At 44.9% G+C, this 13,622-nt stretch carries 11 protein-coding genes; 4 read left to right on the top strand and 7 right to left on the bottom strand.

What is annotated here, in order from left to right; genetic code table 11:
- Positions 1–4: 4 nt before the first annotated feature.
- From BACHE_RS14325 to nagA, 6 genes are all read right to left on the bottom strand, one after another.
- Positions 5–1,858, bottom strand: a complete 1,854-nt coding sequence (locus tag BACHE_RS14325) for a YgiQ family radical SAM protein (protein ID WP_013548427.1) — start codon at positions 1,856–1,858, stop codon at positions 5–7.
- Between the two features lie 253 nt (positions 1,859–2,111).
- Positions 2,112–2,324, bottom strand: a complete 213-nt coding sequence (locus BACHE_RS14320; protein ID WP_013548426.1) for a sulfurtransferase TusA family protein — start codon at positions 2,322–2,324, stop codon at positions 2,112–2,114.
- The gene (locus tag BACHE_RS14315; RefSeq protein ID WP_013548425.1) at positions 2,311–2,637 is read right to left on the bottom strand and encodes a hypothetical protein; all 327 of its coding nucleotides are present in this window, start codon (positions 2,635–2,637) and stop codon (positions 2,311–2,313) included. Before BACHE_RS14315 ends, BACHE_RS14320 begins: the two co-directional genes overlap by 14 nt.
- A gap of 74 nt (positions 2,638–2,711) precedes the next feature.
- Positions 2,712–5,645: a golvesin C-terminal-like domain-containing protein gene (locus BACHE_RS14310; RefSeq protein WP_013548424.1), complete on the bottom strand. Its 2,934-nt coding sequence runs from the start codon at positions 5,643–5,645 to the stop codon at positions 2,712–2,714.
- A 69-nt stretch (positions 5,646–5,714) separates the two neighbouring features.
- Complete coding sequence (locus BACHE_RS14305) at positions 5,715–7,706, bottom strand: glucosamine-6-phosphate deaminase (RefSeq protein ID WP_013548423.1); 1,992 nt, start codon at positions 7,704–7,706, stop codon at positions 5,715–5,717.
- A 99-nt stretch (positions 7,707–7,805) separates the two neighbouring features.
- Positions 7,806–8,972: an N-acetylglucosamine-6-phosphate deacetylase gene (gene nagA / locus BACHE_RS14300; protein ID WP_013548422.1), complete on the bottom strand. Its 1,167-nt coding sequence runs from the start codon at positions 8,970–8,972 to the stop codon at positions 7,806–7,808.
- 275 nt (positions 8,973–9,247) lie between these two features.
- Between nagA and BACHE_RS17430 the strand changes: the two genes are divergently transcribed.
- The 4 genes from BACHE_RS17430 to BACHE_RS14285 all read left to right on the top strand — a co-directional run bounded on the left by BACHE_RS17430 (position 9,248) and on the right by BACHE_RS14285 (position 12,808).
- Complete coding sequence (locus BACHE_RS17430) at positions 9,248–9,451, top strand: hypothetical protein (protein WP_013548421.1); 204 nt, start codon at positions 9,248–9,250, stop codon at positions 9,449–9,451.
- Between the two features lie 476 nt (positions 9,452–9,927).
- Positions 9,928–11,100, top strand: a complete 1,173-nt coding sequence (locus tag BACHE_RS14295) for an OmpA family protein (RefSeq protein WP_013548420.1) — start codon at positions 9,928–9,930, stop codon at positions 11,098–11,100.
- A gap of 5 nt (positions 11,101–11,105) precedes the next feature.
- Entirely contained in the window at positions 11,106–12,032 is a 927-nt protein-coding gene (locus BACHE_RS14290) for a WYL domain-containing protein (RefSeq protein WP_013548419.1), read from the top strand.
- Positions 12,033–12,106: 74 nt separating this feature from the next.
- Positions 12,107–12,808 (top strand): SIMPL domain-containing protein, encoded by a 702-nt coding sequence (locus BACHE_RS14285; RefSeq protein WP_013548418.1) that lies wholly within the window; start codon positions 12,107–12,109, stop codon positions 12,806–12,808.
- Here BACHE_RS14285 and BACHE_RS14280 read toward each other — a convergent pair.
- Positions 12,780–13,598 (bottom strand): amidohydrolase, encoded by an 819-nt coding sequence (locus tag BACHE_RS14280; RefSeq protein WP_013548417.1) that lies wholly within the window; start codon positions 13,596–13,598, stop codon positions 12,780–12,782. The genes BACHE_RS14285 and BACHE_RS14280 overlap by 29 nt on opposite strands.
- Positions 13,599–13,622: the final 24 nt, after the last annotated feature.

The following is a 13,622-nucleotide window of genomic DNA, read 5'->3' as shown; positions in this document are numbered from 1 at the left end:
TATTTTAGTGATATAGTTTGTCTATAAGGTCTTGCCTCCCTATACGCCGCAACTCATTGATGATGTTCCGGCGTTCTTCGGGCTTATACCAGAAGAAGAATTGGCGTTGTGCCAGCTTCTCCCGTTGTGTCTTGGCGCTGAACACCGGCTCCAGCGTATAGGGGTGGAAACCAGTGTACCACGCTTCGGTGGCAACGGTCATCGGAGTGGGGGTGAAGTCTTGTACTTGCTCTAAATGGAAATCCAGTTGTTTGGTGAGGACTGCCAGTTCTGCCATGTCTTCTTCCTTGCATCCGGGATGGCTGCTGATGAAATAGGGTATGAGCTGTTGCCGCATTCCTTCTTCGCGGTTGATGCGGTCGAATATCTTTTTGAATTCTCCGAATTGACTGAAAGGAGGCTTGCGCATGATGTCGAGCACCTTGTCCGAAGTATGTTCCGGAGCAACTTTCAGACGTCCGCTTACGTGACGTACAATCAGTTCGCGGGTATATTGGGCAGTGCTTCTGTTTACTTCGGGATCTTTGCTCTGATGAAGCAGCAGGTCATATCTCACTCCGCTGCCGATGAATGATTTCTTGATGCCGGGCAAAGCATCCACGGCGTGGTAGATATCAAGCAGTGGTCCGTGGTTCGTGTTCAGGTTGGGGCATACTTTGGGATAGATGCACGATGGCCGTTTGCATTTTTTGCAAAGTGATTCGTCCCTTCCCTTCATCCGGTACATATTGGCTGACGGGCCACCCAAGTCACTCAGGTAACCTTTAAAGTCGGGCAGTGCCATTACGGCTTTTACTTCTTTCAGAATGCTCTCTTTGCTGCGGCTGACGATGAATTTGCCCTGATGTGCCGAGATGGTGCAGAATGCACATCCTCCGAAACATCCACGGTGCAGGTTAACGGAGAATTTGATCATGTCGTATGCCGGAATGCGCTTCCCTTTATACTTGGGATGGGGAAGGCGGGTATAAGGCAAGTCGAAAGAACGGTCAAGCTCCGCTTCCGTCAAAGGCGGATAGGGCGGATTCACTACTACGGTCTGCTTGCCCACTGCCTGAAGAATGCGGGAGGCTGCGTACTTGTTACTCTCTTCCTCGATATGTCGGAAGTTGGCGGCTTCTTTTTTCCTGTCTTTCAGGCATTCTTCGTGAGAAAAGAGGGTGATGTCTCCTTCTTGCGGCATCACTCCTTTTTCGAGATAAACCATTTGTGGAATATCGGCGATGAGCTGTCTGAATTCTTCTTTTGTCAGGGTGGCTTGTCCTTCCTTCTCCGGTGACAACCGGCTTTTCAACCTTCCGGCCAGTTCTGCGATGGGCTTTTCTCCCATGCCGTATATGATACAGTCTCCACCGCTATCTACCAGGATGCTGGGGCGTACGCGGTCTTGCCAGTAGTCATAATGCGTGAGCCGGCGCATGCTTGCTTCGATGCCTCCCAATACAACGGGGACGTCGGGATATATCTTTTTGAGGATTTGGGTATATACGATGGAAGGATATTCGGGACGCATGTCCGGGCGTGCGTCCGGGGTATAAGCGTCATCACTGCGCAGGCGTTTGTTGGCGGTGTATTTGTTGACCATGCTGTCCATGCAGCCGGGACTGATTCCGAAGAATAGGCGGGGGCGTCCCAGCTTCTTGAAGTCGCGCAGGTCATCGCGCCAATTGGGCTGGGGGACGATTGCCACGCGCAGTCCCTCGGCTTCGAGGATGCGTCCGATGACGGCCGCCCCGAAAGACGGGTGATCTACATAAGCGTCACCGCTAAACAATATAACATCCAGTTCATCCCAGCCGCGAAGCTCCACTTCTTTCTTGGTGGTGGGTAGCCAATCAGTCAGTCGATATTCTTTCATGTCGCAAAGATAGTGCAAACTGAGGGCAGAATAAAATGAACTTGTTCATTTTTTATGTCGAAGTGCAGCCTGTATTTGCTTTTGTGGAAGCTGAAGCCATAAAAAGTGGAGGAAATGGTCTTTGCTCTCACAAAGCATAGGCGAAGCCGGTACAACCACCCTTAAAGTCGATGTTGACAATAGCAGAAAATAGTGCAATAATAAACCCCTCAGGCGCGTCTTTCAGACAGCATACTTGAGGGGCGTTCTTTTTTTATTTGGTAAATTGCAGTCTCATCTGCTCTCCATCGTATATTTCCCGAAAACCAACCTGCTGTTCGGACAGATATTCTTTCAAGTCATTGAAAGCGGCGGTATCGTCCATAATAATTTCCAGAGTCTCATCTTTGCCGACTTCACAAATGGCTTTTATGGCGGGAATGAGAGGACTATAACGCTTTTGTGTGCGCGTATCAATGGTTCTCATTTTCCTCTTCTGTGTTTTCTTGGTCGGAAAGCCATCCGAGATAGAGCTTGATAAGCTGCTGCAATCCAAAGGCCTTCATGTTGTTGTGGTATATCACATCAATGCAAAGGTCGAGCAGATCTTTACTGTCTTCCTCTTGCGAGGCGATGAGGGAACGGATATTCAGTTTCAGTTTTTCGAGGACGGATTCCTCTACTATGCCGTTACTGTCGATGAGGTGGCGAAAAAGTCCGTATTTCTCAATGGTTGCGAGGTTTTCTTCTGAAACTTCTAAACTACGGGTTCCGCTGGGATTGGCTTGTATGGTGTACATGGAATTGATGTTTTAATGATTAATGTTTAATGTTTATATTCTCTTTTGGAACAAAGATAAGATTAATTTTATGATTACTTCTTTCTTTTACCCAGAAATTGCAGGACAGATGCCATAATAGCATTTCTGTCTGTCTCATTTCCGATACTTTCAAATGGGAATCCCATTATAAAAGTGCGATAGTCATCACCTCGGTAGGCTACGGCAGCGGATGCTTTTCCTGTTGTATATGTCATAACAGGAAAAGCCGGAGCTGTCGGTAATATGCAATCCGGAGAAGTTACTGCATATATTCGCTCATTAGGCAGGCGGGCAATATTGAAGATGCGCCCCAGACCTTGAACGGTGATGCTGCTTCCGGTTGTTTGCAAAGAGTTCCCATAGCTGTATTTCAAAATTTGGCGGGTAAATTCTCGGTTGCCTTGTGAAGTGTCCATGTCACTGCCTATATATGCGCCGCTGACCAAAAGGCTTCCGCCGGACTGGCAATAAGCGGTAAGTGCACGTTGCATAGGCGATGAGAATGTCTTATAATGAATATTGCCCGAAGGATTGCCGGAATTGCCTTCTTTTTCCATGCCAAGGATGTAGTCCACTATCGGATAATCATTTAAGGATATCTTTCCGCTTTCTATTGCTTCGTCGCTGCATGACACGAAACTGTATCTTCCGGTTGCCTGTATGGCTTTGCCATGCACAAAAGGATAGTCGAAAATGTTTCCTGCAATTTTCATTCCTTCGTATTCACTTCCACTGTCTCCTAAATTTTTTCCGGCTTCTTTCCGGTTAAAGTTTTGCTGGACGCCGCAGAGGGAAATATCATATAAGTAGGGTACACCGGGATCTTTGGAAAGATCGAAACCGGCGGTTTCGGGCGTGTTGATGATGGCAGGTCCGCTGATACGGTCGAAACCGTTAACGATAAGTATGCGTTCTTGCTCCCGTCTGGCTTTATAGGCGGCAAGAATTTCTGACGGGAAACTTTCTCCACCACGGTTTACGGCGGTCACTTTGAAGGAATATACGATGCCGGGTTCTATTTTCAGGGTGTAGGAAGAGGTGTTGGTGCGTATTCCATTGTCAAAACCACCACGTCCTACGCGGGTATAGACGATGTATTCGCGTGGTGATGCTGTCGGCTCCAACGGGTCTTCTTCACCTTTCCAGGAGAGTTCCAGCGTATTTTTCTTCTTGCCGAAGCGAATGGCGAAGTGGCTGACAGGAAGTGGCTGTACCGCATAATCTTTGCCGTGTTGGTTGCAAAGGTATTGTAAAATAGCTTTATAAAGTGCCCGGCCTACGGTGAACTTGAAGTTTGGGTCATGTCCCAGGCACATGTCTGCGAAATTCTGGTGGGCAAGCAATTCAATGATCGTGGAGGGAACTGCCGGCAGGCGCGTCTCGCTATAATTGCGATTCCACATGCTGCGCCGGGTCCAGTCTGCTCCGAACTTGGAACGGATATCCCGTTGTAACTGTGTGAGCAGGATATCGGTGAGGTCACGTGATGCATAGCGGTCTGTACCTGCATTCAGCCTGCCGCCATTGAAGTCTGTGGTGTATATGCCGAGCGTACCTATTATTTCATCCTCTTTACTGAAGCCGGCATCACTGTGAAGCGCCATGCTCATTTCAATAGGGATTCCCAAACCTTCTTCTGTAGGATTGAAAATGGACTTTCCTGCCAGATAGTTTATTGTGCGTGAACGGGCGTTGATATCATCAGCCATATCGTTGCTGCCTTCGCGGCCTCCATATACGGGATAGGGCATGCCCGCCCACTGTGCGGAATAGCGTGCGCCTTCCAGATACCGGGGAAGGCCGCTTGTCTTTCCGCCACGAGCGATGTTGCCCATTCCTCCGCCAAAACGGACGGCATCGGCGCAGACGACACCTTTTTCCCGGCTTTCATTGCTTAATACTACCATGCCGTAATCATTCTTGCCCTTGTCGAAAGTGAACGTGCCGAGATATACCCATGTGCCGCCTCCGATTTGTTGGTTTACTTTGAATTCTGTAACGCCGCCATTATGAAAAACGAGATATCGGGCATCGCTTACACTGCTTGGTAAAGTTTGGTAAGAGACATATACAGCATATTCTCCAGTTTCAGGGATGTCGGGTATCCATTCGGCAAAAGCTTTTCCTTTTTTCTTTTCGGTTCTGGCAAAACGTGCTGTACCAGTAAGGAAAGGATTTTCATTATCTTGGTAAATTCGTTTTCTTTGGGCAAATCCGGGTCGGTTTGTCTGCTCCCAGTGTGCTTTCCGGCTTTTTACGTCCAGATAGATGGAAGCCGTACTTCCTTGTCCGCTTAATGTTCCGTCATTATCGACAATTACTTCTTGTTTCTGTGTATCCCTTTCACGTGGGGTGAATACATTGGCTCCTGCATTTTCGAGCATGGGTATCAGGTAAGGCAGTATGAATGATTGCGTAAACAGGTCCTCACTGGTGCAAAATAGACGTGGACGCTGCCATCCCCATTTGTCCTGGTTGTTGATGTAATACTTTCCATGACTTTGCCACAGAGCGATGTGCTTTCCTTCCAATCCTTTGCTGATTTCGTAGGGGCGTGAAGCCCGTGTTACCCAAGGAGCCCCTTTATAGTCCAGATCACTGAACAGCCGTGCCTTGTCTTTTCTCCCTTTCCGGTAGAGGTTGGGGATAAGGTCATCTATACTGCGTTCACCGGAGAAAAGGATTATGTCGAAGTAGTTTACCGGACCGGGCAGGATTTGCCCGATATACCGATATATACCATCTACGGTTTCCGGTCGCAGAGGCTGGTAGGCAAACCGTTCGTCGGCATAAATAAACAGCTTCTTTTTTCGGAAATCAAGATGGAAGCTGTCCATCTTGCAAGTTCCTATATTGATGGAGTTGGTAGTATATTCTTTGAAGAAGGTTTTCAAACGTTCTTCTACGGTTCGTTCTACTTCTTGAGATGCTGTGTGACCGCAAAATGCGGTCAGTAAAGTTACGATAAGGAATAAGTTTCTTTTCATGCCGCAAAAATACACAAAAAAAGAGTGGAAGGCTTGGCCTTCTCACTCTTCTTTTTATTTAGTAAATATTTATAGAGGAATATATTCTACAAATGCTTCCATAGCCTCGTAAGAAGCCAGACCAAGACTGTCATACAATGCAGCAGTACCTCGGTTGCGGTCTTCACTACGTTGCCAGAACAAGCGTTCGTCGTTACCCAGGAACGGTGCGCTCTCCATTTGCGATTGGTGCTTCAGTATGGAGTTTCGTTTGGCACGCAATTCTTCCGGGCTGATAGGTACTGCCATTTCGATATTTTCGATTTCCCATTCTGCCCATGCGCCACGATACATCCAGATGCGGCAATCCTTCAGCCATTTTGCGCCTTCTTCTTTTTCGAGGTCAATGGCTGCAAACACTGCATCTGTGCATACACGGTGTGTACCGTGCGGATCGGCCAGATCACCGGCTACGAAAATTTGGTGAGGTTTCACTTCGCGCAGCAGGTTACGCACGATTTCTACATCGGCTTCGCTGATCGGATTTTTCTGTATCTTGCCGGTTTCGTAGAATGGCAGGTCAAGGAAATGACAATGATCCAATGGGATATTGTTGTAGGTGCAGGCCGTGCGGGCTTCACCGCGACGAATCAGTCCTTTTATGGTCAGAATGTCGCGTGTATCCATGTCGCCATCTTTCTTTTCTTTCAGATATTTACGTATTTCGGCGTATTTGTCGCTGATGACCGTATCCTCGTTATTGTTGAAAATCTGGTTGAATCCGTTGATGAAATGAAGGAAACGGATTACCTCTTCATCACCTACTGCAATATTGCCGGAAGTTTCATAAGCTACATGTACATCATGCTTTTGTTCTACCAAACGGCGGATTGTGCCACCCATGGAAATAACGTCGTCATCCGGATGTGGAGAGAATACAACAACACGCTTCGGATATGGTTTTGCACGTTCGGGACGATAGGTGTCATCCGCATTGGGCTTACCTCCGGGCCATCCGGTGATGGTATGCTGAAGATCATTGAATATCTTGATATTTACATTGTAGGCAGAGCCGAATAATGCGAGGAGTTCACTCAAGCCGTTTTCGTTATAATCCTTATTGGTCAACTTCAGAATCGGCTTTCCGGTGAGTTGGCACAGCCATACAATGGCGCTGCGGATGAGTTTGTCATTCCATTCACAAGAAGTCACCAGCCACGGACGTTGGATGCGCGTAAGATTGGCGGCGGCAGACAAATCGATGACGATATGTGCATTGTTGTGAGTTTGCAGATAAGATGCAGGGATGGTATCGGTTACAGTACCTTCTACACATTCTTTTACCATTTTGGCTTTTTCTTCACCCCATGCCATCAAATAGACTTTCTTGGCGGCAAGTATGGTTGCCACACCCATTGTAATGGAACTGATCGGAGTGCTTTCTATACTTCCGAACATTTTGGAGGCTTCGTTGCGTGAATCATTATCCAACAGAATCAGTCGGGTGGTAGAGTTCAGTCGTGAGCCCGGTTCATTGAAACCGATGTTGCCCACACGACCTATACCTATGATGGCGGCATCCAGTCCGCCGAAACTTTCAATGTGCTGTTCGTACAGGCGGCAATATTCAAAGATGGTGTCTTTGGCAATTGTACTGTCGGGGCTGAAGATATTTTGTTTGTCAATATCAACGTGGTCCAGCAACATTTCCTTTAAGGCATTGAGGTTGCTGTTGATGGCATCCGATGCCAAAGGATAATATTCGTAAAGGTTGAACACGATTACATTGCGAAAACTCAGCCCTTCTTCCTGGTGCATTCGTACCAAGTCTGAATAAACATTGCGTGGAGAGTTGCCTCCCGCCAGTGCCAGCACACAGAAGCGTCCCGCTTTCTGTTTGTCACGGATTAGCTGTGCAATGTCACGGGCTATTTGGTTGGCGCCTTCTTCGGCGGATTCATAGATGTCTGTCGGAATTTTCTCAAGGCGGGTCAGGACTGACCGTTCAAATGCATTCTCAGGTCTGTAATACCTGGGGGAGACTCTGTTGAGAGTGATTTGAGAACTTAGATTGGTTTTCATAAGTTTTTATTGTTAATAAAATGATTAAAACATTCTTATAGTTCTTATATTCAACAAATATACGAAAACAATGTTCATTCGCATAATATTGAAGATAAATTATGATAATGTATTTGTTCCGGATACAATGTTGCCCATAGCCCATACTGCCCGCACATTCAAATCTTCATCCATGACAATGATGTCGGCGTCCTTTCCTTTTTGTAGAGAGCCTTTACGGTCATAGACACCCATGATTTTTGCCGGAGTTTCTGAAGCCATACGTACGGCATCGGCTAACGGGATTTCTGCTTTTTGCACCATTGTGCGTATCAGGCGGTCCATGGTTGCTATACTGCCGGCAAGGGCAGAGTGGTCAGCGAGTTTGCAAACACCGTCTTCGATGATGACACGCGGGTCGAAGGCTTCCTGACTGTCACTTGCCGCACATGCCAGAGCATCTGTGATAAGACAAGTGCGTTCTACACCTTTTATTTTATAGACTAAACGTAAGATGGTGGGTGGTACGTGAATACCATCGGCAACTACTTCAACCGTCATGTCGTCCAGCAGATAAATACTTTCTACCGTACCTTCGTATTTGTATTCGCGGCGTTTGTGGAAACCGGGCATGGCATTGTAAAAATGAGTGGCATGGGTATATCCGGCTTCATAAGCCGTACGGATATCTTCAAACTCTGCTTGTGTGTGGGCAACAGATGCCAGAATGCCTTTTGCGGTGATGTATTTACCGAATTGCATGGCTCCCGGTAGTTCGGGAGCTGCATCCCAGCGCTTGATGCAAGGCCAGTTTTCCACAATGGGAATATATTCGTTAGGGTCGGGATTCTTAATGTTTTCGGGAAGCTGGCCTCCTGCCATCGCCATATTTAGGTAATGGCCTTCCAAGTGCAGTCCAAGTATGGGGCTGTCTTTTTCGGCCATCAGTTTCGTGCAGGTTTCAGCCGCTTGTTCAATCATGGGAACAGTGGAAGACGAAAGGGTAGGAAAGATACTGGTGGTTCCGTGCTTCATGTGAGTGTGTGCGGCTGCCCTGAAAGCATCTTCAGTGCATTCCATAAAATCGCGACCGCCACCGCCATGTGCATGAATTTCCACACCTCCGGGCAGTACATACATACCTTTTACATCTATTAATTGTGCACCGATAACGGCAAGATCACAATTGGTTACTTCTAAAATTTTTCCGTCTCTGATAAGTACGGAACCGTCTTTAAGCCATCCTTGAGGGGTCAGGATGCGGGCGTTGATAAGTTGAGTCAACATAGGATTTAGGGGTTAGAGTTATTAAATTATTAATTGTTGTCGCTTCGACATCGTTTCTTGACTACAAAAGTAGATACTTTTTGGGTAATATGTACTCCTCTTTTTTAGGTATTTTATTAAATACTCTAAAAAAACAATGTCTTGAGGCATGCAATGCAGAAAAGTACATCGTCTGTCGGCATCACGCCATCTGTTTTCCAAAAAAGTTGTATTTTATCTGATAATAAATGAGTTACAAAGAAATGAAATTAAAATGTTACATGTAACTTGATGTCATGTTACAAAGTTACACACTCATTCGTGATGTAAAGACGGTGGGCAAGCATATCAACAATACGCTGAAAGAGTATCCTTCGTGCGCACCTTGCTGCCACTGCTTGAGGGTATCTTGGGATTTATACTTTGTATTGCGACATTTTATCAGTGCTTTATTGGTAGTACAGCGATACTTTATTGGTAATACAGTATGGAACCGTTGATAGTCAGCTTATTGTGCGGGATACCATATCCCTGTTGTATTTTTCTTTGTGCTATTTAGTTTTATCCACACACGGACCGTTTTTGGCGGTATCTCTCCTTATTTTTGCCTCCGGTTAGGATATCTCGAAAAGATAAAAAGCAAGCAGTATTCCGATATTTTGTTCGTTCCAGCACGCTTTTTAAGGAAAGTTTCTTAGTTTTGCATCAAGAACCAAAGAAACGGAGAAAAGCGGATCGAAGGTTCGAAAAATATTGTTGAACGTCATGGACGTATTGCTCTGAAAGTCGAAGTCTGGTAAACATCGTTTTCTTGTCAGGAGTAAATAAGTCCAAGCACTGTTCATACCCGCACGGGCGTGAATTTCTGCTTGCTTATTTCTTTGACAAAAGGTTTACCAGAGCCTGACTTACGAGAAATAAGAGGAAGTGGAGGTTCGCGCCTTTTTTATTTCGAAACTACTAAAAAAAGAAGATTATGAAAGAAGAAAAAATTGTGAAGTGTTTACGGAAACTATTTGTTTGCTTATCATTACTGATGTTCTGTGGCATGTCAGTATCTGCGGATGATATGTCTCATTTTAAACTCTATTTTAGATTTGGAGAGTCGGAGATAAAACCTTGGTTTAGAGAAAATGATGCTATCCTGTCTCAAATAGATTCTTTGTGTTCCTTAATTGATTTAAAACAAAAATTATACGTCAAAGTGGTGGGTGCTGCGTCTCCGGAAGGGGAAGTGTCTTTTAATAAGCGATTAAGTAGGGAGCGTGCAAATACATTAAAAAATTACATTACGCATAAATATAGCTTTCCGGATAGTGCTTTTATTATTGAGGTTGCAAATGTAAGTGAACCAATAGTGGTAAGTTTTCGTGACTTGCGCTACGCTTTGGTTAATATAGAAAAAGGCGGACAATATGCTGTGTGTGACACAATACAAACTTCTAATATGCAAAAGGTTGTGAATCCGGATATTCGGAATGGTGATGAAAGCGCATCATCTGATTGGTTGTATGTTTTGCTTGCAGGGGTTTGCTTACTAATATTGTGTGGACTAAACAGGATTTTGCAGATAATAAAGAGAGGGAAAGAAATTCCATTTGGAAATGATAGCATTAATCAAGAAAGACGTTTGTTGCGGAGTATATGCAGACGTCCTTTTCTTCCTTATATGTATAAGGCAATAGATACTTTAAAAATCTCTCCTGAATCAAAGATTAAAATTAAAGAATCGATGAGGAAAACCGGTACATATAAAATTCCTGAATGGGCTAAAAATGGTAGTGTGAATTTGAGCAGTGTAGCATGGAATGGAATAAGGATTAAACTTCCGAACGAGAAAGAATTAATAAAACTGATTCAAGAAAAGTATTCGGATATTAATACGAATGAGATAACCAAGAAGCATATACGGGAAATAACTTATGGTATAGGTCGGCAGGCCGTCGCTGAACGATTCAATATTTCAGTACCTGATGCGACATTTTTGATCGGGCTGTTAGATTTGGCACCTCATGAGGCCGAAGATGGGTATATGGAATTTGTTCCTAATAATATTCATCGGTATAAACAACGCTATGCGCATAAGGGATATGCTTCGGCTATGTTGAAACATATAAATGGAAGCGAGTCGGACGATGATGAAGATTAGTCACAATGATTCATGAGTATAAATTCTGTTTGTGGCTGATTGATACGCTTGGCAAGCAATCGCTGCTTTTGTCTGAGATTCAAGAACGTTGGATGAGATCGTCGGCCAATGATGAGGGCATACCGCTGACAGCGCGGAGTTTTCTTCGTTATTACAAGAAAGCCTGTTCTCTGATGTATGTGGATATAGAATGCAATAAGAGTACCAATCGTTACGAGCTGATTTGGCCTGAAGATTTCAAAGGCCGTGAGTTGCATAATTGGTTGCTCAGTGCTTTTCGTGTGTCTTGTCTGGCTCAGCGCGTTAATCAGCATGCAGATGTGATGATAGAACCTGCTCCGCCTGCTGCTTGCCTGCTACAAGATGTAATGGATGCCATAGACAGAAAACGCACGTTGCGCTTTACTTATAAGTCACATTATCAGATTCCGCACGACATTGTGTTCTATCCGGCTTTTGTCCGTCTTTTCAAGCAGCGTTGGTATGTGATAGGTGAGGTCAAAGGGCGGAATTATACCCGTACATTTGCGTTGGAAAGAATGACCGGTGTAGAAGTACTTGAAGGAGAGAAGGCTAAGTTCTCTTCCGGGTTGAAAAAGATTTTGAAGCCGGAAATCTATTTTGAACATTGTTTCGGCATTATTCGCCAGTTTGAGCCGATAACCATTCGTTACCGTGCTTTTTGGCCGCAAAATGCTTATCTGAAGGATGCACCGCTTCATTCGTCGCAGGTAGAAGTGGAGCATACGGACGACTATACGGATTTTGAGATATTTGTACGACCCACATACGATTTGAAGCAGGAATTGCTTTGGCATCGGGATAAGTTGGCTGTGCTTTCTCCCGAATCTTTCCGGCAAGACATGTTATCGATACTTCGTGCTACCTTCGATGGATATGAAACAGGAGTGAAACATGCTATAGATGAATAATCATTGTTAAATAGAATGTGTTTGCTGTCTTTTTTCGCTATATTTGGCAAATTAATAACTAAAACTATTCGTGTATGAAAAATTGGAGAGTAGAGGCCATAATCATTACCATAGGCATCATCATGCTGGGTGTAATGATAAAAAACGGCATTAATGATTTTAAAGATAAGGATCGTGTGGTCAGTATAAAGGGATTGGCCGAAATGGAAGTTCCTGCCAATAAAGTGGTATGGCCTTTGATGTATAGGGATATTGGCGATGATCCTGCCGTTCTTTACGCAAATATGGAAAAAAAGAATGGGGCTATCGTGAGATTTCTGGAAAGCAATGGTATTGCAAAGGATGAAATCAGCATTGCTCCTCCGGAAGTAATTGATATGCAGGCAGAACGTTATGGAGATCGTAATGTGCCTTATCGCTATAATGCCACTTCTGTCATTACAGTGACTTCCAAGGATGTAGATAAAGTGCGAAAGCTGATGTCCGGGCAAGCCGAACTGCTTAAACAAGGTATCGCTATCACCGGAGGAGATTATCGTTACAATGTGACTTATGAGTTTACAGGATTGAATAGTGTCAAGCCGCAGATGATAGAAGAAGCTACAAAAAATGCCCGTGCAGCAGCGGAGAAGTTCGCAAAAGATTCGGACAGCAGTCTGGGTAAAATACGGGATGCTTCACAAGGACAGTTTTCCATTGCCGACCGTGATGCAAATACTCCTTATATAAAAAGTATTCGTGTAGTGACTACTGTGAATTACTATTTGAGAAAATAGTGAAGCTATCCGCATCTTTCCATGTGGGAAATTTTTTTCTGAATTCTTTCAGTACAGATAGGTCAAGGGTTGCGGTAGCAGCCCTTGCTTCGTTATCGGGCACACTTGCCAGAATTTCTCCTTTGGGAGAATAGACAATGCTGCCCCCACTATATGGCAGTTGGTTATGATCTGTGCCTATACGATTGACTCCGCAGACATAGCTCATGTTCTCCAGAGCACGCGCTTGTAGCAGGATGTCCCATACCTTGCGGCGAGAGTGAGGCCAGTTGGCAACATAAATCAGAAGATCGTATTCATTATTTACATTGCGGCTCCACACCGGAAAGCGGAGGTCATAACAGATAAGCAAAAGAATGTTCCAACCTCTATATGGGATAATAATGCGATGGTTGCCGGCGGAGAAATGTTCTGTCTCATTTCCCATGCGGAATAAGTGTCGTTTATCATAGAAATGTTTTTCTCCTTCGGGTGAGAGGAAAAAGGCACGGTTGTAATAACTTGGATGGGCATTGGTTGCGGCAGGACGGTCACAGGCAATGTAGCTTCCGGCAATTGCCAGTTGATATTCAACAGCCCATTGGCATAAAGTGGTGATTGTGTTTCCTGTGACGGGCTCGGCCAAATGACCGGTGCTCATGCTAAAGCCGGTAGAAAACGTTTCGGGTAAAACAACAATCTCCGTCTCGCCACAAAGCTTTTTTAACTTTTCGTGGAGATGATGGAGATTGTCTTGCTTATTTTCCCAAATAATGTCCGTCTGCAGGATGGTGACACGTAATTGGTCCATAAATAAATTCCTGATGAAGTATAT

The sequence above is a fragment of the Bacteroides helcogenes P 36-108 genome, from assembly GCF_000186225.1.
Lineage (GTDB): Bacteria > Bacteroidota > Bacteroidia > Bacteroidales > Bacteroidaceae > Bacteroides > Bacteroides helcogenes.
Note: the sequence above shows the minus strand (reverse complement) of the source record. Positions and strands in the feature narration are given on the sequence as shown.